This is a genomic window from Hydrogenophaga sp. 5NK40-0174 (genome assembly GCF_040372165.1).
GTDB lineage: Bacteria > Pseudomonadota > Gammaproteobacteria > Burkholderiales > Burkholderiaceae_C > Hydrogenophaga.
This window is the reverse complement of record NZ_BAABWG010000002.1, coordinates 260,774-283,708: the sequence shown is the minus strand read 5'-3', so window position 1 is coordinate 283,708 and position 22,935 is coordinate 260,774. Positions and strand designations below refer to the sequence as shown.

Here is a 22,935-nt window from a genome sequence, read left to right as displayed (position 1 = left end):
AGTATGGATACACGGGGACAGCAGTGGCACTCAACACAAATGAGAATTGTAGTCATCTACAATTGACGTCATCATGTTTCTCCAGGTTGCCCAGCTCAGCGTGTACTATCCCGGCCAGACCAAAGCTGCCGTGGATGGCGTATCGCTTGGTCTGCAAGACGGCGAGATCGGTGTTCTCATCGGTCCATCAGGCTGTGGCAAAACGACCTTGCTGCGTGCTGTGGCAGGTCTGGAGCGAGCCAGCGCTGGCAGCATTTCCCTCAAGGGGCAGGTGGTCAGCGGCGACCAGGACCACGTACCTGCAGAAAAGCGGCGCATCGGCATGGTGTTTCAGGACTACGCCCTGTTTCCTCACCTGAGTGTTGGCCGCAACGTGGCATTTGGCATTCACGGGAAGAGCCGGACGGAGCAGTCCAGACGCGTGGCCGAGATGCTTGACCTCGTCGGCCTCTCTGGCATGCAGGACCGCTACCCGCACGAACTCTCTGGCGGACAGCAGCAACGTGTGGCACTGGCCAGGGCATTGGCGCCGGCGCCCGCATTGCTTTTGCTGGACGAGCCGTTTTCCAACCTGGACGTGGACCTGCGTGAGCGCCTGGCGCACGAATTGCGCGGCATTCTCAAGGCAGCCGGCGCCACGGCCCTGTTCGTGACACATGATCAGGCAGAGGCATTTGCCATAGGTGATCGCATCGGCGTCATGCATGCGGGCAGGATGCACCAGTGGGATGACGCCTACACCCTCTACCACCGCCCTGCCACCCGGTTTGTGGCCGAGTTCATAGGGCACGGCGTTTTTGCGCCGGCCCAGATTGTGCAAAAGGAAGGTGCGGTGGCCATTCTCACGCCATTGGGCGAGCTGCATGGCCACGAGGAGTGCCCCCTGCCCGACGCATTCCCTGACGGGCTTTGCGACGTCCTGCTGCGCGCTGACGACATCGTCTACGAGCCACACGCCGCCATCAAGGCGCAAGTGGTCCGCAAAGCCTTTCGTGGCTCGTTCTTCCTGTGCAGCTTGCGCCTGTCCAGCGGCGAGGTGCTGCTGGCCCAGCTGCCCTCGCACGATGACCCAACCCTGGGCAGCTGGATCGGCATTCGTCCGGATGTGAGCCACATCGTCACATTCGAGCGCGGCAGCTCGGCCAATGCGGCGCCAGCCCCCGCGAGCCGCCGATCAGATCAAGTCGTCCAGACCTGAATCACAAGCCCCTCTCCGTGGTCAGGGCCGCCGGCATGCCGACGGTGCACGGAGAGGTAGCGCGGCACGCACCTCAAACCGGCAAGCAAATTTCTCGTACCGCGGTTGCGATCAGTTGCTGCCGTGGTGCATGTGCTGCTTCATGTCGTGCTTCTTCATCTGCTTGCCTCCGGCATTCATCGCACGAACGGGTGCCTGGAGGTTTTGCTCGGTGGTCTTGCCGTCAGGGCCCTCGAAGGTCAGCGTCAGGGGAACTTCGTCGCCCACTTTCACTTGCTGCTTGAGATCCATCAGCATCACGTGATAGCCACCAGGCTTGAGCTCGACCGCCTTTCCAGCGGGCAGTTCCAGTCCGTCAGCGAGCGCACGCATCTTCATGACGCCGTTGTCCATGGACATTTCATGAACCTCCACCACACCAGCGACTGGCGAGGATGCTTTGATCAATTTGCCACCCGCAGGGCTGGTGATCTGCATGAATGCGCCGGTAGCCATCTGCTGCGGAACAGTGGCTCGAACCCACGGGTCACTGATCTCGACACTGCCCTGCGCCCATGCGGATGCAGTGAGTGCCAGCAAGGAGGCAGCCAGCGAATGTTTGAACAGTTGAGACGTCTTCTTCATGGTGATTTCCTTTGGATATGCTTGAAGTGAATGAGGAAAGAGAGGAAAGAGAGGAAAGACAGGCCATTGAAAAGGCCCAATGGAAAACAGGTTTGAATGCAAAGCTGGCAACCCAAGCAACAAGCTGTTGGGGAAGGTCTCGCATTGCCACTGTGAGATCCGGATGCAGGCCACATCGCACCATGCCTCTGTATCCGGCGTCAGCAGGACAGTGCGAGGCAGTGCCGTTCGGAATGAGGGAGGAGAAGCGCCTCGATACCGCACGCTCAATGAGCGTTTGCGTTCAAGGCGTGCAGGACACGAGCCTCAGAATGAGGCGGTGGGTGGTGCGCGAGACGGCAACCGTGCCCATGCCTGCTGGCGAATGGGCAAAACCAGGAAGGCGTCATGCTGGATGACTTCAGCCACTCCCAAATGGGCTGAAGCACCGGTGGCCGCAGGCAGCGCTGCTGCCCCGCCATGGATCAGGCACCAGACGCAGGACCCCATGCTGCTGGCGACCTGACCACCCGATGACTCTTCGGATGCAGCGCCCGGTGCAGTGTCCGCAACGGTCAGTTGAATCCAGGTCATGCCGGTGGCCGTGCAGATCTCTATGCGGTCCAGGCCTGCACTGCGATCGCTGTCCACCGCAGCCTGCGCCAGCAACGGCGACAGCACGCCCCAGAGCATGGCCAGGAGTACCAGCCAGCCGCCAAGGCGTCGATGGGAGCGAAACGAGTGCATGTTTTCAGTGTATCAGCAAATACTGAAGCAACCCGGTTCAGCTTTTGGCCGCCCGTGGCTCACGCAAGCTGGCCACCACTTCGCGCAAGTCATGAGCCCAGACGCGACGGTCTCTGCCGTCTGCGTACTCAGCCGTCCCGAAATGCACAACCGCTTGAACAGCACCATCCCGCAGCGTTCTCCAGACCGACCCCACCAGATGATCATCGCCCACATAAGCCGGTGCGTCGCTGTGTCCGCCGGTGCGCCCATCCATGAAACTCAGTGAGACAGGCAGAATCGGCGCGTGCACGGCAATGGCCGCTTGAATCAGGTTGCCATGAAAGGGGAGAAGCTCGCGACCGTCGCCCGTGGTGCCTTCGGGAAAGACGGCGATCAAGTCACCGTTCTTCAAGCCCTCTGCCATGTGATGCACCACCCGCATGGCGTCACGTCTCCGCTCTCGCTCGATATAAAGCGTACCTGCGCCTGTCACCAAGGCCCCCAGGACGGGCCAGTGCCGCACATCTGCCTTTGAGACAAACCGCAAAGGCTGTGCCGCATTGAGTACCAGGATATCGAGCCAGGAGATGTGGTTGGACACCACCAGACATGGACCTTTGGCAGGGACGTTCCCCTTGACCACCAGCTGGACACCCAGAATGGCCAGCATCTGTTGCGACCAACGGCGCACATGCTCAACCCGGGCCTGCGCAGTGATGTGGTCAAACTGGCGCCAGATGATCCAGAGACCTCGGATCACGTGCCCGACAGCCCGCAAGGCACGCCACAGGGCGCCCGGAATGGAGGGTCCACGCACGTGAAAGCCTCAACGACCGGTGCCGGAGGCTTCGAAGGCCATCTGGCCTGCCACCAGTGTTGCCTTGACACTGGCAGGCATCTCGTGACCTTCAAACGGTGTGTGTACACCCTGACTTCGCAATGCAGCGGGCTCGACACGCCAGCTGCCGTTCGGATCGAACACACAAATGTCCGCCTGACCGCCCACGGTGAGCGCGCCCACGCTGTGCTGAAGCGTGCCCAGACTGTCGCCCAACACCGACTGAGGGCCTGCCGTGAGTACGGTCAGCGCCTGCATGAGGCCAAGGCCATCTTGCTGCGCCCACTTGCAGGCCTGCCCCAGGAGCAACTCGAGCCCCGTGGCGCCTGGCTCGGCCTCGGCAAACGGGCGCGTTTTGGCTTCGGCCTCTACAGGGAAGTGGTCTGAGACCAGCGCATCAATGGTGCCGTCGGCCAGGCCGGCACGCAACGCCGTGCGATCGGCTTGCTGGCGCACCGGTGGCTGCAGGCGCATGCGACTGTCATAGAAGCCGATGTCCACATCGGTCAGGTGCAGGTTGTGCATGCTCACATCGCAGGTCACGGGCAGTCCTTCTGCCTTGGCCTGGCGAACCATCTCAAGGCCTGCCGCACTGCTGATCCTGCACAGGTGGATCTTGGCAGACCGCTCTGCCCCGGTGCGGTGGACCGACCGGAGCAAGGCGAAGATCGTGTAGAGCGCAATGGTCTCAGCGGCCACCGGAACGCCCGAAAGACCCAGACGGGTGGCCAGCGCGCCGCTGGCCGCCACCCCCTGGCCCAGCCAGTAGTCCTGCGGGCGCAGCCAGATCGTGTAGCCATAGGTGGCGGCGTACTGCATGGCCCGTTGCAGCACCTGAATGTTCAGCACCGGCACTTCGGCCTGCCCGAATCCAATGCAGCCCGACTCGGTGAGTTCGGCCATCTCGGTGAGCACTTCTCCTTTGAGGCCACGGGTGAGCGCACCCAGCGGGAACACCCGGGACTGGTGCAGCTTTTCAGCGCGGAACTTGAGCATGTCCACCAGTCCCGGCTCGTCCAGAACGGGGTCGGTATCAGGCGGACAGACCAGTGAGGTGACGCCACCGGCCACCGCAGCCGCCATTTCGGACTCGAGCATGCCGGCATGCTCCTCGCCTGGCTCGCGCAGGCGCACAGCCAGATCCACCAGGCCTGGCGCCACGACCAAACCGCTGGCATCAATGGTCCGGTTGGGCTGGAAGTCGTCGTTCACGCCTCCGATGGCGATGATGCGCCCAGCTGCGATGGCCACATCAGCCATCTCGTCACGTCCGCTTGCCGGATCCATCACCCGACCGTTTTGAATCAGAATCTTCATGGCTTGATTACCTGCCGGCCTTCATGCCAGCTTGTTCTTTCTGAAGGATGTCGTTCAAGGCATTGACCAATTGCTCGCACTCGGCCTGGGTGCCCACAGAAATGCGCAGATGGTTGCTCACTCTGGGGTGAGACAGGTGGCGAACCAGGATTCGTCGGTCGCGCAGGTCTGCCAGCAAGGCAGCTGCCGGCCGTTTGGCATGACTGGCGAGAATGAAATTGGCCATCGACGGCACGCAATCGAAACCCAGCGAGTTCAGCGCAGCCACCAGCCAGGAGCGACTTTCCATCACCTTGCGGCATACGTCGGCAAAGTAGGCTTTGTCCTCTATCGCTGCCATCGCACCAGCCTGCGCCAGACGGTCCAGCGGATAGGAGTTGAAGCTGTCCTTGACCAGGCGCAAAGCTTCAATCAGCGAAGGCTGCCCCATGGCAAAGCCAACACGCAATCCCGCGAGCGCATGTGACTTGGAAAGCGTCCGCACGACCAGCAGTTGCTCGAACTCGCCAATCAGGCTGGCAGCCGAATCCGCACCAAACTCGACATAGGCTTCGTCAACGATGACAACCGACGAACGGTTGCTTTCGAGCAAGCGCCGTACATCCGCCAATGACAGCGCGCGGCCGGTTGGTGCGTTCGGGTTCGGGAACACAATGCCTCCGTTGGGCCTTGCGTAGTCGCTCACCCGCAGGCCAAAAGCATCGTCCAGCGGCACTGTCTCATGCGCCACTCCGAACAAGTCGCAATAGACCGGGTAGAAGCTGTAGGTGACATCAGGAAAAAGGATGGGCTTGTCCTGCCGCAGAAAGGCCATGAAGGCCAAGGCCAGCACTTCGTCCGAGCCATTGCCCACAAACACATGATCCTGGGTCAGGTCGTGTGCGGTGGCGATGGACGCTCTCAGCGCTGTCGCTTCAGGGTCAGGGTAGCGCCTCAGCCCTTCATCTGCAGCACCTTTGATCGCATCGAGCACTGCATCGGATGGCGGGTAGGGGCACTCGTTGGTATTGAGTTTGACCCAACCGCTTCCCTGCGGTTGCTCGCCCGGCACATAGCCGTGCAGCTTGCGCACGGCAGGGCTGCACAAGCGAGAAAGACGGTCACCGGACTCGTTCGGGTTCATGCTTCGTTACCGGCCACGATGCTCAGCACCGCCATGCGAACCGCAATGCCAAAGGTCACTTGCGAGAGGATCACACTCTGCTTTCCATCGGCCACATCGGAATCGATTTCAACCCCTCGGTTGATGGGACCGGGATGCATGAGAATGGCGTCGGGCTTGGCCCATTGCATGCGCTCCTCGGTGATTCCGAAGTTCTTGAAGTACTCTTCGCTCGATGGCAACAACGCACCACTCATGCGTTCGTTCTGCAGGCGAAGCGTGATGACGACATCACAATCCTTGATACCCTCTTCCAGCGTGTTGCAGACCCGCACGCCCATGTGCGACAGGTCGGAAGGCACCAGTGTCCTGGGGCCCACCACGCGCACATCCGGGCAACCCAGCGTGGTCAGGGCATGAATGTCCGAACGGGCAACCCGAGAGTGCACCACATCGCCGACGATGGCCACCGAGAGATTGGTGAAGTCCTTCTTGTAGTGCCGGATGGTGTACATGTCCAGCAGGCCTTGGGTCGGGTGGGCATGCCGACCATCCCCCGCATTGACCACGTGAACGTGGGGCGCGACATTCTGTGCGATCAGGTAAGGCGCGCCGCTCTCGCCGTGGCGCACGACAAAGATGTCGGCAGCCATCGCCGAGAGGTTGGCAATCGTGTCCAGCAGCGATTCGCCCTTGGCGGTAGAACTTCTCGCAATGTCGAGCGTGTAGACGTCGGCAGACAGGCGGGTAGCGGCAATGTCAAATGTGGTGCGCGTGCGCGTGCTGTTCTCGAAGAACAGGTTGAACACGCTCTTGCCTCTGAGCAGGGGGACTTTCTTGACCTCCCGGTCATTGACACTGACGAAGTTGGTGGCCGTGTCCAGGATATGGGTGAGGATGCTGCGACTCAGGCCTTCCGTCGAAAGCAAGTGAATCAGCTCGCCATTCTTGTTCAGTTGAGGGTTGTAGGCCACGGTCAGGATTCCTTGTTTTCCAGCACGAATTCCAGATCTCCGCTATCGGTCTGTTTGAGTTCCAGAGACCGAGCCGAAGGGAACGAGTCGCGCAACGCCGCCAGATTCGCTTCCACCGGCAATTGCCGGCCTTCACGAGAGACCAGCACGGCCAGTTGAACACTCGACGGCCGGCCAAAGTCGAACAGCTCATTGAGGACGGCGCGGATGGTCCGTCCGGTGTAGAGCACATCATCGATCAACATCACGTGGGCACCATTGACATCGAACGGCAGACGGGTTTGCGAGCTGCTGGCCAGGCCACGCTTGGCGAAGTCATCTCGATGCATGGACGATGAAATCACGCCAGCCTCTCCCTCCAGCCCCAGATCCTTTTGCAGTCGATCGGCCAGCCAGGCACCACCACTGGCGATGCCAACCAGGCGGACCGGCTCTGCAACAGCTTGCATGTGCTCCGCCAATTGCTGCTTGAGCGTCTGGTAAAGCGCCTTGGCATCCGGCGCGGCCTTCGGTTCGGTCAAGACAAACTCCTGAGAAACTGTTCAAGAATGATGCAGGCTGCCGCTGCATCAGCGTCGGCAGCACCACCACTGATCGCTTCGGTGGTCGTATAGCGTTCGTCCACCTGGTAGACGGTCTTGCCGCAGGCTGCCTCCAGCTGCCGGGCAAATTTCTGCGCCCTGCGGGTATTTTCGTGCGGAGCACCGTCCGGATGCAACGGCACCCCCACCACCACGGCGTCGGGCTCCCATTCACGGATCAGCGCTGTCGCCTTCTCCATGCGAAGTTTGCCTTCTGCCTGCAGGGTTTTCATGGGGGTAGCCGTGCGCGTGAGCCGATTTCCACTGGCCACACCGGTGCGTTTGAGCCCGAAATCAAACGCCAGGAAGGTCTGTGCCCCGTCTGGGACCGGACGGCCTTTCACATCGCCCTCCGGGCACCTGCGCGGACAGGCTTGCGGAGGAACTCCAGGAACACCTGGCTCATGCGTGCCCCGCGTCAGGAGCAATCATCCAGGGCTGCAGTCCCAGGAGGCCCAGAGCCTTGTTGTAGCGTTCCTCGACAGGCGTATCAAAAATGATGGCCCTGTCTGCCGGCACTGTCAGCCAGCTGTTCTCCGTGATTTCAGACTCCAGCTGCCCTTTGCCCCAGGACGAATACCCCAAGGTGACAAAGACCTGCTGCGGCCCGCCGCCGGTGGCCATGGATTCCAGGATGTCCTTGGATGTGGTCAGCTCCAGGCCGTCAGGGACTTCGAGCGTTGATGAATAGACCGACTCATCCTCAGCCTCGGCATCCGGGCTCTTGATGGCCTCATGAAGCACAAATCCGCGCTCTGTCTGGACCGGCCCACCCTGGTAAACCGGCAGATCAGCCAGATCCTCGCGGCCGAGCTCCAGGTCGATCTTCTCGAACAGGTCGGGCAGGAGGAGCGTGCTGGGCTTGTTGATGATGAGGCCCAAGGCTCCTCTCTCGCTGTGCTCGCAAAGGAACACGACACTTTTGGCAAAAAGCTCGTCGCTCAGACCGGGCATCGCAATCAGGAAGTGATTGGTCAGGTTGGTCGGGGCAAAATCATCAGACATGTTCCAATTCTAAGCGGCTTGCAGTGACCTTCCGATGCGGCAAGCCCGAAACCCTGCCTTATGCCAGATCGAGCTGAATCCAACGTTGTCTATGATGCCGGCCTGATGTGGTTTCGCCGGGATTTGCGCTGCCATGACAACGCGGCGCTCTACCAGGCGCTCAAAGCCTGCAAGAAGGTTTGGTGCGTCTTCGTGTTTGACACCGATATTCTGGATCCGCTGCTGGACCGCGGGCTGGAAGCGGACAGACGGGTCGAGTTCATCCGGGAGTCTCTGGTACACCTGAACCAGACCCTGGCCCAGTGGGGCGAGGATGCCGGTCGTCCCGGCGTGGGACTGATTGTCCTGCACGGCGAGGCTGTAGCCTCAATCACCAAGGTGGCGACCCGGCTGGGTGTTCAGGCTGTTTTCTGCAATCACGACGACGACCCGGCTGCCAAATCCAGGGATGCCCGGGCGCTGGGCGAGCTGGCCCATGCAGGCATACTGCTCAAGGGCTACAAAGACCATGTGATCTTCGAGCGCCGGGAAGTGCTGACGCAGGCTGGGCACCCCTATGGCGTTTTCACGCCGTACAAGAAGGCCTGGCTGAATGGGCTGACTGAGTATCAGTTCAAAGCCTATCCGTGCAAGCGTTACGGGGCGTCCCTGGCTGCTTTGCCCGAGCGGGTGGACGGCGCCTGGCTTGGCGCGGTGCCTCGTCTCTCGGACCTTGACTTCACTGACAGCGGGCTGGCAAGCCTCAAGGTCCAGCCCGGTGCCGACGGCGCAACAGCGCTGCTGTCCAGCTTCATGGACCGCATCGAGCACTACCATGAGGCGCGAGACTACCCTGCCATCAAGGGCCCGAGCTATCTGGGTGTTCATTTGCGCTTTGGCACCCTCTCGGTCAGGCAGGCAGTGGCGGCTGCCTATCCACTGCACCTGCAAGGGTTCGAGGGCGCCAGCACCTGGTTGTCGGAGCTCATCTGGCGCGACTTCTATCACCAGATCCTGGCCAATTACCCGCATGTGGTGACGAAGGCCTTCAAGCCCGAATACGACCACATCCGCTTCGAACATGGCAAGCACGCCACTGCACTTTTCGATGCCTGGCGGCAGGGCAGGACCGGTTATCCGCTGGTCGACGCTGCCATGGCCCAGATCAACCAGACCGGCTACATGCACAACCGTTTGCGAATGGTCGTCGCCAGCTTTCTGGTCAAGGACCTTGGGTTGCACTGGCGATGGGGTGAACAGTACTTTGCCGACCACCTGATCGATTTCGATCTGGCTTCCAACAATGGTGGCTGGCAATGGGCGAGTTCAAGCGGATGCGACGCCCAGCCCTACTTCCGGATTTTCAACCCTGTCAGCCAGAGTGAAAAGTTCGATCCCCACGGGAAGTTCATCAGGCGTTACCTGCCAGCGCTGGCCTCATTGCCTGACAACCTGATCCATGCCCCTTGGAAAGCCAGCGAAATCGAACTGGAGGCGGCGGGTGTAACTCTGGGCCGTGACTACCCCAAACCCATGGTCGACCACACCGAGGCACGCGAGAAGACACTGCGCCGGTACGCTGTTGTCAAGAATCCCGGAAAGACGCCTTGATGGCTGCATCAAAGAAAAAGGGGGCAACGCATGCCCCCTTCCTTCTTAGTCAGCACCTGAAAGTCCCTCAGGATTCGGCGCTTTCCTTGGCGTAGTGTGCAATCAGGCTCAGCAGTTCGTCTTCGGAATACGGCTTGCCAAGGTAATGATCAACACCCAGTTCACGAGCGTGCTCGCGGTGCTTCTCTGCGATGCGGGAAGTGATCATGATCACCGGCAGATTCGCAATGGCCGCATCGGAGCGGATGTTGCGAACCAGATCGAAGCCATCCATGCGAGGCATCTCGATGTCGGACAGCACAACCGTGGGCCGCTCTTCCTGCAAGCGCTCCAGCGCCTGGAGACCGTCGGCAGCCAGCGACACCCGATAGCCTTCGCGCTTGAGCAGGCGCTGTGTAACACGACGCACAGTGATCGAGTCGTCCACCACCAGTACCAGCGGCACGCTGGGCACCGTGACGTCCGGCAAAACGGCTTGTTCGCCACCACCGGTCTGGGCTGCCAGTTGCTCCGCAGATGCCAGCGTTTCCTGCACCCACTCGCGAGCCTGTTCACCATACACCGTGGCCAGCGCCACAGGGTTGTAGATCAGTGCAACGGCACCCGAGGCCAGAATGGTCATGCCCGCCAGACCCGGCAGACGTGAGAGCTGTGGGCCAAGGTTCTTGACCACCACTTCCTGGTTGCCCAGAACTTCGTCCACGTGAACCGATGCGCGTTGTGCAGCACTTCGGAAGATGATCACCGGCAACGTTTTGCCCGCCATTTCCTGAGACTGTGCCGACGACTGCAGCAATGCTCCCGCCCAGTGGAACGGCACTTCATTGCCGTCGACGTCCATGGTTCCACTGCGATAGGCCGCGGCAAGATCGTCTGCCGTGACACGGCGGACCACCTGAACCAGGTTGGAAGGAACACCAAACGTGAGGTTGCCCGCACGCACCATCACCACCTGCGTCACCGCAGTGGTCAGCGGCAGCACGAGCTTGAAGCTGGTTCCCTTGTCCCGCTGCGTGTGGGTTTCGATTCGGCCACCCAGTGCAATCACGTCGTTACGGACCACATCCATGCCCACACCACGACCGGCCAGCGCGGAGACTTCGTCTGCCGTACTCATGCCGGACTGGTACATGAGCTGCGTGGCTTCGTCGTCGGACAGTCTGGCAGAAGCATCGATCAGCCCTTGCTCGATGGCCTTGGCCTTGAGTCGTGCCAGGTTGATGCCTGCGCCATCGTCTTCGAAGACCACGGACACATCGTTGAGCTCCTGATGCAGCCGAATGTTGATCTGTCCTTCGGGGGCCTTGCCTGCCGCCTTGCGGGCCTCAGGCATCTCGATTCCGTGGACCACGCAATTGCGCAGCAGGTGCTCGAACGCCGCGGTCATACGGTCCAGGACACCGCGGTCCATTTCGATGTTACCGCCGGTGATATCCAGGCGAACCAGCTTGCCTGTTTCTTTGGATGCCTGCCGGACGACGCGGTACAGGCGTTCCGAAATGCCTTCGAACTCCACCATTCGCGTACGCAGCAGGTCACCTTGCAGCTCGCGGGTCTGACGGGCCTGGGCCACCAGGTTGTCTTCAGTGGATTCCACCGCTCGCTGGAGGTTTCGCTGCACAGTGGCCACGTCGTTGACCGACTCGGCCATCATGCGTGTCAGTTCCTGCACGCGAGTGAAACGGTCAAACTCCAGCGGGTCAAACGCGAGGTTCGCATCCTTGGCCTGGGCCAGACGTGACTGCATCTGGGTCTCGGCCTGCAGCTCCACATCACGCAACTGCTGGCGAAGTCTGTCCAGGTTGCCTGTCAGGTCCTTGAGCGAGCCTCGCAGAGTAACGAGTTCGCCTTCCATGCGCGAACGGCTGATCATGACCTCACCCGTTTGCATCATCATGCGATCAAGCAAATCGGGACGGACGCGCACCGCAGCGCTGGACTTGACCTGCGCCTGCGTCGGGGCCTTCGGAAGCTCAAGTCCCTGAAGGCCGCCAGTGCTGGCTGCAGGCGCCGGGACGGAAGATTCGGCAGCAGGCGTTTCCTCCACAGCACTCTCTGCAGAGATCTCCGCATCGGTGTCCACAGAGACCGTGGCGGATTCCGTCGTGCCTTGCTCCGGCGCGACCTGAACCATGCCATCGGCTTGCTCGCCAGGATTGCGCAAGGCCTCAAAGCGCATTTCGATCGCATCAAACGAGGTCTGCAGTGGCTCGATGAGGTTGCCATCCTGGACGTCTGAGCCCAGCCGCTCCGCATCGGTTTCCATGCGGTGAACCATCTCGCCCAGACGCAGGGCACCGGCAAGACGAGCACTGCCCTTGAGCGTGTGAAGGTGACGCAGCACTTCGGAACGTGCACTCGCGTCTTCAGGTCTGCTGCGCCACTGGCGCAAGGCAGCACCCAGCTGAGGCAACAGCTCCAGCGCCTCTTCCTCGAAAATCGGGAACAGGTCGGCATCGACCATATCGACTTCGTCGATGTCGTCATCGACATCCTGCGCAGCGCTGGCACCTTCTGCCGATGGCAGCGAGGCCAGCACAGGCGATACAGCACCAAGAGCCGACGCCGCCACAACGCCTTCCGGTAGAGCGGGCTCTGGAGTTTCTGTTTCTGTTTCTGTTTCTGTTTCTGTTTCTGTTTCTGTTTCTGCTTCCGGCTCGTTCTCGTCGTCGGCCGCAGAGTCAGAACCGGCAGCGGCCCGCGCATCGTCCTGCGCAGACATGTCTGCAGACTCTTCGGCCTGCGCCTCTGGCTCGGCCGTGAGCTCCACTTCCTCCGTGGATTCAGGCAGCTCCGGCAGGCCGGCCTCAACCGCTTCCACCTCGGCCTTCTCATCCGTGCTGGAGATCACCACGGCATCCACACCAGCGTCTTGCTCTTGCGCCGAGTCGCTGTCCAGAGTCTCACCTGCTGGTGAATGGACAATGGCCTGAAGCTTCTCCATCAACTCTGGGGAGAAGTCCTTGTAGAAGCCGGCGGCAAACTGATGCAGCAGCCTGCGAATCTCTTCCGAAGCTTCGACGAAAGTCGCCGCTTGCGCCTCAGTGACCTGATTGCCTTCTTCCTGATGCAGCTTGACGGCCTCGAGCGCGTGCTCCAAAGCCCTGGAGATATCGGAAAGAGGCTGAAAACCGACGGTGGCAGAACTGCCAGCCAGCGAATGGGCCAGTGCCTCCGCCTGTGAAGGCAGTGGTTCGTGCCGCTCAAGCCCCCATTCGGTCAGCCGGTCGTTCAACTTGCGCGACCACTCGTCTGCCTCATTCAGATAGACGTTGTAGAGCTTGATCCCCACTCGCAGCGGGCCGATCACCTTGACCTGGTCATCCGACAAGTCGTTGTCCACGATGATCGGCGCGTCCGCTGCCGGCGCATCGTCTGCCGGAGTTTCGTCTTGGGGTGTCTCTTCTTCTGCAGCCGGCTCGGCCGCGCCAAGATCGATCACTTCCCCGGCATCCAGGGTTGGCAGGAGATCTTCCTGGGGCAGTTCATCGAGCGACTTGGCAGCATCTTCGAACGGTCGGGTCGCCTCAAAACCCTTGACTTCCGGCAGGTTGGGCAGAGCGTCCAGATCCAGGTCAATGCCCAGGCCACTGTCGCTCTCTTCACTCAGAGGTGCAGGTTGCGACAGGTCAATGTCGGGCATCACGCCAAACTGCGAGGCCGGTGTACCTCCTTCATCCTGTGCGGGCGCTTCTGCCGCAGGCGCGCCAGCATCGGGAAGATCAAGGTCCAGAGAGATGTCGTCGAAAATGGAAGGAGCGATGGGCTCCGGTGCATCCGCTTCACCCGTGGGGGCAGTCTGCACGGTCTCAGACACTTCGGCGAGCGCGCCGAGGTCGATGTCCGTGACAAGCGGCGCAGGCTCGGAAGGCAGCTCGGCCAGTTCCGACAAGCGGGAATTGATGCTGTCCCCAAAGTTGAGAGGCACCACCTCAGCATTCTCACGCCAGGCTTTCGCGCTGTCCTTGAATGGCTTCGAACGCCATCCATCGGCCTGCTTGGCGGCCACATCTTCCACCCATTGCCCAAAGGCGGTCATGGCGTCTTCGGACAGATCGAGCATGCCCACATGCGCAGGCTTCTGCTCGGCCAATGCCTCGTTGAGCACCTGCTCCAGCGCCCATGCAGCTTCGCCGAACTCTTCCAGGCCCACCATGCGTGAACTGCCCTTGAGCGTATGGAAGGACCGGCGCAGCGTGGTCATGTTGTCGAGATCGTCGAGCTGGTCTCGCAATGAGCTGATGGCTTCCTTGCCACTGACCACCACCTCCCTGGCTTCTTCAAGGAAGATGTCCAGCAGGTCATCGTCATCATCATCGTCCGCCGCAGGTGCGGCTGCCGCAGCGGGCGCTTTCGACTCTGAGGCCTGCGACAGTCCGACCAGCGCAGCGGCACCAGCGCTTGCATCCTTGCTGACCAGCGCTTCCGATGCATCGCGGGCAGCCTTGGCAACGGCCGGCTGCTCGGCGAGACTTGCCTGCTCGGCCAAAGAGTCCAGCTGGGAGCTGACAAAGCCAAGGTCGGACCCTTCTTCGACATCGCTGACAACCTTCTTCACGCCGTCGCTGATGGCTTTGGCATCTGCGTCAGCCAGTTGCCGCGGCGAACCGCTGGAGCTGACCCGGCCCATCAAGGCCTTGAGCTCGCCCGTCGATTCGTCAAATGTGAACAGCTTCTTGGCCAACGCTGGCTGATAGCTCAGCATGTCCACCAGGAAGCTCAATGCGCTGAGGTTGCCGCCGAGCTGCTCGGTACGTGCGGCGAGCTGCTCGTCGCTTTCGTCGGCCATGATGGATTCGACCACCTGGCGCATGTGCCCGACAGCATGAACGGCATGATCGAGTCCGAGCACGGACAGAACGCCCTTCATCTGCTGCAGCTGCGAGATGGCAACGTGAAGCCCAGCCTTCTCCACCGGAGCGCGGAAGAACTGGTCGAGTGACTTCTCGGCCTCTGCCATCGACACCTTGAGCTCTGCCACCACGCTGCCCATCGTCTGACGGTCGCTCACGCGGCGGTACAACTCCTCCATCCATGGCTCGAGCGGCTTGGCAGCCTGCCCGGCCATCACGGCTTCGAGGCGTTCGGCCAAACCATTCGTGCGCAACGCCAGCTCGGTATCGTTGGGATCGAAATCTTCGAATGCCGCTTCCAGGTAGAGCGTTGTGGTGGCCACTTCCATCGACAGTTCCGGGCTCACGCCGGTGTCACTCTTGACGGACTGGTCCACGGCCTTGACCAGGGACTGCGACAGTCTGGAGCTGGCGGGGTGCAGCTTGAGCAGCGATTCGCCAATCAGGCCAAACTGGTCAAGCACTTGGCGTGACCGGGTCTTGTCTCCACCGGAGAAGAGCGACCAAGACTCCTTGGCTGCGTTGATGCGTTTGCGTGCCTGCGCCAGAACTGCGGGATCGTACCGGCCCAGCGTCGCCTTGGTGTAGTCGACTGAATCGGACTTGAGGCCATAGGCTTCGCGCACGGCAGAAAGATGCGGCGTGCTGTCGTCTTTGGGCGTGGCCAGCGAACAGAAAAACAGCAAGTCATGCATCAAGGTCTCGGAGACCTGATTCTGGCCTTGCACAAATGAAGCAAACTGCAGCAGGATGCGTGAAGCCGCTCGCTTGACATACACATCTGCCGGCAACAGGCCTGCGCCCAGTGCCTCGAAATATCCGGCGGCTACACGCCAGAACGAGGCGGCCCGGGGCGTTGGGGCTCCGGCAGACAGGTTGGCCGAGACACGGACCAGCTGCTGCGCACCAGCGGGACTTGCCGTCTTGATGACCAGCAGGACCAGCCTGTCGAACAGGGAGCGGAGCTTGGCTTCCGGCTTCAGTGGGGACTGGCTCTCGGGCGCTGCCACTTCCAGATTGCGCTGCTCAAATGGCCAGAGGTCTGCGGGGTGAACACGTTCAGCCCCGGCTACTTCCTGCACATCCCTGTACTGGGTGAACAAAGCGGCAGGATGGACCTTTTTGTTGTTGAGTGTGGCTTCGAGGTACTCGATCAGGGCAAAGCTGGCCTTCTCGACTTTCTCTGCTGCAGCATCGTCGCATGTCTGGGGCTTTTGCACGAAGCGCCCAACGGCGGACTCCATGGCCCTGACGACTTGCGCGGGGGCGCCCAGGCCGACCATCTCCAGTGCACCCACGGACTGGTGCAGCTGCTGGCGCGCCATGCGCAGGGATGAAGGATCGACGGCCTCGACGTCTTCGCTCTGGCGGGATGCCTCGGACTCCCGAACAAACCGTTTGATGGCCTTGTTCGCCGACTCCAGCGATTTGCGAAGCTCTTCGAACACCCAGGCCAGAGGCCCGAGATCGGCATGAGGCATATCCGCTTGCAGACTGCCCGGAGTGGTGTCAAGCATGGTGTTTGCCTGTTGGTTGGCGATGTTGGCGTTCCCTGGTTTCAAGCAATACGGAATCGGGAGACCGATTGACGCAGCTCCTCAGCCATGGCGGACAGCTCACGCACCTGCTGCGCCGTGGAGCGGGTACCTTCACCTGTTTGTTCCGTCACCGCAAAAATGTGCTGGATGTTGCCAGCCACCTCGTTGGCGGATTCAGCTTCTTTGGAAGCAGAAGACGAAATCTGCTCAATCAGGTCAGCGAGTCGGCGCGACACCTGGTCAATCTCGGTCAGGGCAGTACCTGCGTTGTCTGACAGCTTTGCTCCTTCAACCACACCTTGCGTGGAACGCTCCATAGCGGCCACCGCATCCTGCGTGTCGGTCTGAATGGTTTTCACGAGTGCCGCAATCTGTCGCGTTGCGTCGGCTGAACGTTCAGCCAGACGCTGCACCTCTTCCGCAACCACCGAGAAGCCTCGGCCTGCCTCACCGGCTGACGCCGCCTGAATGGCAGCGTTCAGAGCCAGCACGTTCGTCTGTTCCGTAATGTCGGAAATCAGCTCGGTAATCTCACCAATCTCCTGGGACGATTCACCCAGACGCTTGATTCGCTTCGAGGTTTCCTGAATCTGGTCGCGAATGGAGTTCATACCGCCGATGGCGTTCTGCACAGCTTGCAGACCGGACTCGGCTGCCTGCAGCGACTGACGGGCCACCTGGGCGGACTCTTCAGCTTGTCCGGACACCTGGTTGATTCGCTGCGCCATGTCCAGCACAGACTGACCGGTTTCGCGAATCTCTCGCAGCTGCTCGGTAGATGCCGCCAGCAGTTCGGTAGAGGTGTTTTCCACCGCTGCCGTCGTCTGCGCCACCTTGGTAGCCGTCGACTGAACGTTACCCACCAGAGAGCGAAGCTCCTCCACCGTGTAGTTCACCGAGTCAGCGATAGCGCCCGTGATGTCTTCCGTCACCGTTGCTTCTTGCGTCAGGTCACCTTCAGCAACCGACTGCAATTCGTTCATCAGTCGCAAAATGGCGGCCTGGTTGGCGTCGTTGACGCGCTTGGCTTCCTGCTGCTGTTCCTCGGCAGACTTTCGCTCTCGCTCAGCCACCAGTGCGCGAGCTTTCGAATCCTGGAGCTGAACGTAACCCAGACCGATACCGGCGAGCAGCACCAGAATGGAGGCCGCTGCCAGTGCCAGTGCTTCGACCAGGGAGAGGCCGGAGCTGTCCGTCAGGTTCTTCTGAAGCTCGACCAGCTGCAGGCGCAGCGGTTCACTGTCACCGACGATGTCGGACTGGGCTTCACGGGCGGAGACCAGACCCTGCAGGTTGCCCAGAATGGAGCCGGCCTGGGCACGCGTCTGCTCATAGAGCTTCATCAAGGCTTCCAGACGCTCTCTGACCTGCTCATTGCGAGCGGGCGCCAGGCGCAGATCTTCGCTGCCCTCGAGCATGCCTTCTGAAACTTCCTTGAAGGTATTCAAATCCTTGCCCAGCAAGAACACGGCCTCGGGGCTCACGCCTTCCATGGTCAGGAATTCGTTGGCCGACTTACCGATACGCTGCGTCAACATCACCAGCTGACCAGCAGCAGAAATCTCGGAGGCTGGGGCGTTTTGCTGCAGCTTCAGGGAAGAGATGGTCTCTGCAATTTCCAGCAGGTCTGCAGACTGGCGGTTGATGGTCCGAAGCGCCGTACCGACCTTGGTCAGCACCTGCTTCTGGCCCAGCACTACCTGTGCCTCTTCGTGCATGTCGGCGGCCATGTCGTGAATGCCCTTGATCGACACTCCGTTGTTGGCACCCAGAGCGGTAATGGTGTCGCTGCCATCCTTCAGGGCAGACGCCTGGCGCAGCAGAAGGTCAGCAGATTGCTGCACGTCGTTGAAGGCAGCCTCATCACCCACCAATGCCTGCGAAACGCTCTTGGCCAAGCGTTGCGACTGGGTCTGCGCGTCACCGGTTGCCGCAATCTGACCACTGGTCGCTTCCACCTGGTTGAACACGTAGGCCGTCACGGCAGCCAGAATCGCCAGGGCCACAATCAGCAGAACGAACAGGTTCCGCTGATGCTTCTGGGTGGTGTTGCGACCCATCAGAGGCACACTCACCATGCCAAGCTCGGCACTGTCGAGTTCGGCCTCGTTCATCATGCTCCGGCTTTCCTGGAAGTCGGCACCCGCATCCTGAGGAGCCAGGCTGTCCGCTGCCATCTCCGTGACTTCGTCGGATGCAGCATTCAAATCAATGTTGTCACCAATATTGACGTCTACGCCATCGTTTGTTTCGGCTTCCGTGTTCTGTTCAATCGTGGCCATGATCTAACCTTCCAACAAATATAGCGGCGTCAATCAAACATTGCTGCCCGCGAGGGGCACCAACGTCCAGAGAGCGCAAACGTCCTGACAGTGGTTTTTGGAGTGTGCAACCGGCTTCATGCAGCGATCGCCAGAAAGCCCGGCTCGTCAACCAGCAGCTGCAGGTTGAGCTCGAGCCAGCTGCCGCCTTCGGCATCAAGCAGGTTGCGGGAAACATAGGAGGGCGCCCCTTCAGGCAGCTCTCCCAGACTTGAGAAATTGGAGGGGTTGCGCAGACCCAGCAGTCTGTCAATCCATAAAACAGCATTCACGCCCAGTGCCGCATGAAGGCTCACCAGGCGGGTTTCGGAAGTCACTCTTTCGGTGGATCGGCCACCGCGGCCAACCATGCCGGCCAGGTCCACCACGCCGTGAAGCCCGCCGCGCAAATTGGCAACGCCCGCATACCAGGGCTTGGTATAGGGAACGCGCTGGAGTGCAGACCAGGGGAAAATCTCACCCGCCTGCACCAGCGGCAGAAGAAAACGCTGACCTCCGGCTTCAACCGCCAGCCAGGATGCGGCTGACGCTTCCGACTTGGCAGCCGTCAGGCGCTGAGCAAGACGCTCTTGTAGTTCTTTCAGAGACTGTCGTTTTGCCATACTGGGTGATTTGGTTGCTACGCCGGTCGGTGCCTGTGAATCAGCCGAGTGCCCGGATCTTGGTAATCAGCTCTTCCGCGTTGACAGGCTTGGTGACATAGTCACGAGCGCCTTGTCGCATCCCCCAGACCCTGTCGGTTTCCTGATTTTTGCTTGTGCAAATCACGACCGGAATATCCGAATAGAGCGGATCCCTGGTGATGGCGCGGGTCAGCTGAAATCCATTCTGACCGGGCATCACAACGTCCATGAGGATCAAATCCGGCTTTTGCTCTGCGAGCCGACGAAAGGCCTCTTCCGCATTCTCGGCGGTGCGCACGCTGTAGCCATTTTTCCCCAGCAGATCCGACAAATTCATCAACTCTGTCTTCGAATCGTCGACGATCAATACGTTCTTGATGGCCATCATGCTGCTCCTGATGCTTGCGTACCAAACTGCTGCACGGCTTGCAGCAGCTGGTCTTTGGTGAAAGGTTTGGTCAAATATTCTTCTGAGCCCACCATGCGGCCACGCGCCTTGTCAAAGACACCGTCCTTGGACGAAAGCATGACCACGGGGAGTTCTGCGAAGCGATCGTTGCGCTTGATGATGGCGCACGTCTGATAGCCATCGAGTCGTGGCATCAGAATGTCGCAAAAAACCAGGTCGGGCTGGTAGTCGTTGATCTTGGCCAGGGCATCAAACCCGTCTTCGGCCAGCATGACTTCGTGCCCACCCTGTTTGAGAAAGATCTCGGCACTGCGTCGAATGGTGTTGCTGTCATCGACGACCAGAACCTTGAGTGCACTTGAGTTGCTCACAGCAGACAATCTCCTGACATGTTGGGCGACTGCCGACCTGTCAGACGCAAACACTCACCGCCAGACATTCCTGCCGTCACGGCAATCGGGGTTGAGGTCGTTGAATCCGTCAAATCTGCACCATTTCGAAGTCTTCCTTGCGCGCGCCGCATTCGGGACAGGTCCAGTTCATCGGGACATCTTCCCAGCGGGTTCCAGGCGCAATACCGTCGTCCGGCGCACCTGCGGCTTCGTCATAAATCCAGCCACAAATGAGGCACATCCAAGTCTTCGTTTCGCTCATGGTTATAGGGGGCATTGACATAGAATGCAACCATTGTATCGAGCGTCCAACACATCAATTCGCGCCATAACCACACATTTTTCTCACTATCGGCGCTTTCCGCATCGACCAACGTATCGCTCACACAACTTCGTTGCGCTAGTACGACTCAATGGACGCACCCAACACACCCACCGACGCTGACGCCAGTGAGCAGGAGATTTCACTGCCGTGCGTCATGACCTTCAACGCCAATGACCCAAGCGGTGCGGGCGGACTTAGTGCCGACCTCACGGCAATGGCCAGCGCCTCGGCCCATGTGCTGGCGGTCACAACTGGTTGCTACATCAGGGATACCACCAAGGTCCACGACTTCATCGTGCTGGACGAAGAGTCGGTCTCGGACCAGGCGCGCTGCGCCCTGGAAGACATCCATGTGCAGGCCTTCAAGGTGGGATTTGCCGGCAACGCGGAAAATCTCAGCGCCATCGCCGAAATCACGTCCGACTACGCGGAACTGCCCGTCGTCGCCTACATGCCGGACCTCTCCTGGTGGGAGGAAGTAGAAATCGACCAGTACCTGGACGCTTTCGCCGAGTTGCTGCTGCCTCAAACCACTGTGCTGGTGGGCAACCACAGCACGCTCAGCCGCTGGCTGCTGCCGGACTGGGACAGCGATCAGCCGCCCAGCCCTCGCGATATCGCCCAGGCGGCCGCCGTGCACGGGGTGCCCTACACGCTGGTCACGGGCTTCAATGCGCCTGACCAGTTCCTGGAAAGCCACTTGTCATCCCCCGAGACACTGCTGGCCAGCGCCCGCTATGAACGGTTTGAGGCCACGTTCAACGGCGCAGGCGACACCCTGTCTGGCGCACTGGCAGCACTGATCGCAGGCGGGACGGACTTGCAGAACGCCAGTGCAGAAGCCCTGACCTACCTCGACCAGTGCCTTGACGCCGGCTTCCAGCCAGGTATGGGCCACGCCGTGCCAGACCGGCTGTTCTGGGCCCATGACGATGAAAAGGTGGTCGAGCTGGCTGCCGAAGCGCTCAAGGCGGCCGAGGCCGAGCTGGCCAATGCACCTGACGACATGGCCGGCATTGACACGCCAGCGCAAGACAAGACCCGCGGCACTTCCTGAATTTCGAAGGCCGGCAGCCAAGCCCGGCGCCTCACTGACACAAGACGACACCATGACCGACCGCAACCAAGCACTCTTCGAACGCGCCAAAGCCCTGATTCCCGGTGGCGTCAATTCGCCCGTCCGCGCATTCAAGGCAGTGGGTGGCACACCTCGTTTTATCGAGCGCGCCGAAGGCGCCTACTTCTGGGACGCCAACGGCCAGCGCTACATCGACTACATCAATTCATGGGGACCAATGATTCTGGGCCATGGCCACCCTGCTGTGCTGGAAGCGGTGCAAAAGGCTGCCATCGAGGGATTCTCTTTCGGCGCACCGACCGAGCGGGAGATCGAGCTGGCCGAAGCCATCGTCGCGGCAGTCCCCAGCATCGACATGGTTCGTCTGGTCAGCTCCGGCACCGAAGCGGGCATGAGCACCATCCGCCTGGCGCGCGGTGCCACCGGGCGCAAAACCATCATCAAGTTCGAAGGCTGCTACCACGGGCATGCCGATGCGCTGCTGGTCAAGGCCGGCTCCGGCCTGGCCACCTTCGGCAACCCTACCAGCGCAGGCGTGCCGCCGGAAGTGGTGCAGCACACCCTCGTGCTCGAGTACAACAACGTCGAACAACTCGAGGCAGCATTCGCGCAGCACGGCAAGGACGTGGCCTGCCTGATCATCGAGCCGATTGCGGGCAACATGAACTTCGTCCGTGCCAGCGTGCCTTTCATGAAGCGCTGCCGGGAGTTGTGCACCGAGCATGGCGCTTTGCTGGCCTTTGACGAAGTCATGACCGGCTTCCGCGTGGGCCTGGGCAGCGCACAGGGCGTGTACGCCAAGCTGATTCCCGGCTTCGAACCCGACATGACCGTGATGGGCAAAGTCATTGGCGGCGGCATGCCGCTGGCGGCCTTTGGTGCCAAGCGCGAAGTGATGGAACAGCTCGCACCTTTGGGCCCGGTCTACCAGGCAGGCACACTCAGCGGCAACCCCGTGGCCACCGCTTGCGGCCTGACCACCTTGCGCGAGATCCAGAAGCCGGGCTTCTTCGAAGAACTCACACGCAAGACCCGTTCATTGGTCGATGGACTGACCGCCGCCGCCAACGAAGCAGGCATTCCTTTCAGTGCCGACTGCGAAGGCGGCATGTTCGGCTTCTTCCTGATGCCTGAGCTCCCACAGAACTACGCCAAAGTCATGACCACAGACAACGCCAGGTTCAACACCTTGTTCCACGGCCTGCTTGACCGCGGGGTATACATTGCACCCGCCCTGTATGAAGCAGGCTTTGTGAGCGGCGCGCACACCGACGACGACATCGCCGCCACCGTGGCAGCCGCCAAGGACGTGTTCAAGAAGCTGGCGTAAACCACACCAAAGAGAGACTCCTCCCCGAACAAAGCAAAAGGCCGGATATGTCCGGCCTTTTGCTTTGGAGAACGCCCTCCAAGCTCGCACACCACACCACCCTACGAGGTCAGCGTGGGTCCGGCTCCG

The 22,935-nt window shown here is 60.8% G+C and carries 19 protein-coding genes; 4 read left to right on the top strand and 15 right to left on the bottom strand.

The annotated features are described in order from the left end of the window. The first annotated feature begins 73 nt into the window (after nucleotides 1–73). The gene (locus ABWV89_RS06945; protein ID WP_353395476.1) at nucleotides 74–1,198 is read left to right on the top strand and encodes an ABC transporter ATP-binding protein; all 1,125 of its coding nucleotides are present in this window, start codon (nucleotides 74–76) and stop codon (nucleotides 1,196–1,198) included. Between the two features lie 111 nt (nucleotides 1,199–1,309). On the opposite strand, the gene ABWV89_RS06940 is transcribed toward ABWV89_RS06945, so the two are convergent. The 9 genes from ABWV89_RS06940 to ABWV89_RS06900 form a co-directional block, all read right to left on the bottom strand. After that, on the bottom strand, nucleotides 1,310–1,822 hold the full coding sequence (locus ABWV89_RS06940; protein WP_353395475.1) for a copper chaperone PCu(A)C: 513 nt from the start codon (nucleotides 1,820–1,822) through the stop codon (nucleotides 1,310–1,312). Between the two features lie 306 nt (nucleotides 1,823–2,128). Continuing rightward, entirely contained in the window at nucleotides 2,129–2,548 is a 420-nt protein-coding gene (locus ABWV89_RS06935; RefSeq protein WP_353395474.1) for a DUF2946 family protein, read from the bottom strand. A 37-nt stretch (nucleotides 2,549–2,585) separates the two neighbouring features. Continuing rightward, nucleotides 2,586–3,347 carry a lysophospholipid acyltransferase family protein gene (locus tag ABWV89_RS06930; protein ID WP_353395473.1) on the bottom strand — a complete coding sequence of 254 codons (762 nt, stop codon included), beginning with the start codon at nucleotides 3,345–3,347 and terminating at the stop codon, nucleotides 2,586–2,588. Nucleotides 3,348–3,356: 9 nt separating this feature from the next. After that, nucleotides 3,357–4,685, bottom strand: coding sequence for a dihydroorotase (locus ABWV89_RS06925; protein ID WP_353395472.1), 1,329 nt, complete (start codon nucleotides 4,683–4,685; stop codon nucleotides 3,357–3,359). Nucleotides 4,686–4,692: 7 nt separating this feature from the next. Beyond that, nucleotides 4,693–5,808, bottom strand: coding sequence for a histidinol-phosphate transaminase (gene hisC, locus ABWV89_RS06920; protein WP_353395471.1), 1,116 nt, complete (start codon nucleotides 5,806–5,808; stop codon nucleotides 4,693–4,695). Continuing rightward, nucleotides 5,805–6,767, bottom strand: coding sequence for an aspartate carbamoyltransferase catalytic subunit (locus ABWV89_RS06915; protein WP_353396055.1), 963 nt, complete (start codon nucleotides 6,765–6,767; stop codon nucleotides 5,805–5,807). Before ABWV89_RS06915 ends, hisC begins: the two co-directional genes overlap by 4 nt. Then, nucleotides 6,764–7,282: a bifunctional pyr operon transcriptional regulator/uracil phosphoribosyltransferase PyrR gene (gene pyrR / locus ABWV89_RS06910; protein ID WP_353395470.1), complete on the bottom strand. Its 519-nt coding sequence runs from the start codon at nucleotides 7,280–7,282 to the stop codon at nucleotides 6,764–6,766. Before pyrR ends, ABWV89_RS06915 begins: the two co-directional genes overlap by 4 nt. Then, nucleotides 7,279–7,686 carry a Holliday junction resolvase RuvX gene (ruvX, locus tag ABWV89_RS06905; protein WP_353395469.1) on the bottom strand — a complete coding sequence of 136 codons (408 nt, stop codon included), beginning with the start codon at nucleotides 7,684–7,686 and terminating at the stop codon, nucleotides 7,279–7,281. The genes pyrR and ruvX overlap by 4 nt, the downstream gene beginning before the upstream one ends. A 58-nt stretch (nucleotides 7,687–7,744) precedes the next feature. Beyond that, nucleotides 7,745–8,347, bottom strand: a complete 603-nt coding sequence (locus ABWV89_RS06900) for a YqgE/AlgH family protein (protein ID WP_353395468.1) — start codon at nucleotides 8,345–8,347, stop codon at nucleotides 7,745–7,747. Nucleotides 8,348–8,407: 60 nt separating this feature from the next. Between ABWV89_RS06900 and ABWV89_RS06895 the strand changes: the two genes are divergently transcribed. Continuing rightward, nucleotides 8,408–9,937 (top strand): cryptochrome/photolyase family protein, encoded by a 1,530-nt coding sequence (locus ABWV89_RS06895; RefSeq protein WP_353395467.1) that lies wholly within the window; start codon nucleotides 8,408–8,410, stop codon nucleotides 9,935–9,937. A gap of 67 nt (nucleotides 9,938–10,004) precedes the next feature. Here the strand turns inward: ABWV89_RS06895 and ABWV89_RS06890 are convergent, their stop codons facing one another. The 6 genes from ABWV89_RS06890 to ABWV89_RS06865 form a co-directional block, all read right to left on the bottom strand. Continuing rightward, nucleotides 10,005–16,307 carry a hybrid sensor histidine kinase/response regulator gene (locus ABWV89_RS06890; RefSeq protein ID WP_353395466.1) on the bottom strand — a complete coding sequence of 2,101 codons (6,303 nt, stop codon included), beginning with the start codon at nucleotides 16,305–16,307 and terminating at the stop codon, nucleotides 10,005–10,007. 41 nt (nucleotides 16,308–16,348) lie between these two features. Next, nucleotides 16,349–18,610, bottom strand: a complete 2,262-nt coding sequence (locus ABWV89_RS06885; protein ID WP_502903165.1) for a methyl-accepting chemotaxis protein — start codon at nucleotides 18,608–18,610, stop codon at nucleotides 16,349–16,351. 116 nt (nucleotides 18,611–18,726) lie between these two features. Continuing rightward, nucleotides 18,727–19,251: a chemotaxis protein CheW gene (locus ABWV89_RS06880; protein WP_353395465.1), complete on the bottom strand. Its 525-nt coding sequence runs from the start codon at nucleotides 19,249–19,251 to the stop codon at nucleotides 18,727–18,729. Nucleotides 19,252–19,291: 40 nt separating this feature from the next. Then, nucleotides 19,292–19,657 carry a response regulator transcription factor gene (locus ABWV89_RS06875; protein ID WP_353396053.1) on the bottom strand — a complete coding sequence of 122 codons (366 nt, stop codon included), beginning with the start codon at nucleotides 19,655–19,657 and terminating at the stop codon, nucleotides 19,292–19,294. After that, nucleotides 19,657–20,052 carry a response regulator gene (locus ABWV89_RS06870; RefSeq protein WP_353395464.1) on the bottom strand — a complete coding sequence of 132 codons (396 nt, stop codon included), beginning with the start codon at nucleotides 20,050–20,052 and terminating at the stop codon, nucleotides 19,657–19,659. The genes ABWV89_RS06875 and ABWV89_RS06870 overlap by 1 nt, the downstream gene beginning before the upstream one ends. Before the next feature lie 109 nt (nucleotides 20,053–20,161). Continuing rightward, nucleotides 20,162–20,335, bottom strand: a complete 174-nt coding sequence (locus ABWV89_RS06865; RefSeq protein ID WP_353395463.1) for a rubredoxin — start codon at nucleotides 20,333–20,335, stop codon at nucleotides 20,162–20,164. Nucleotides 20,336–20,486: 151 nt separating this feature from the next. Between ABWV89_RS06865 and thiD the strand changes: the two genes are divergently transcribed. Continuing rightward, nucleotides 20,487–21,455: a bifunctional hydroxymethylpyrimidine kinase/phosphomethylpyrimidine kinase gene (gene thiD, locus ABWV89_RS06860; RefSeq protein ID WP_353395462.1), complete on the top strand. Its 969-nt coding sequence runs from the start codon at nucleotides 20,487–20,489 to the stop codon at nucleotides 21,453–21,455. A 52-nt stretch (nucleotides 21,456–21,507) separates the two neighbouring features. Continuing rightward, the gene (gene hemL, locus ABWV89_RS06855; protein ID WP_353395461.1) at nucleotides 21,508–22,806 is read left to right on the top strand and encodes a glutamate-1-semialdehyde 2,1-aminomutase; all 1,299 of its coding nucleotides are present in this window, start codon (nucleotides 21,508–21,510) and stop codon (nucleotides 22,804–22,806) included. Nucleotides 22,807–22,935: the final 129 nt, after the last annotated feature.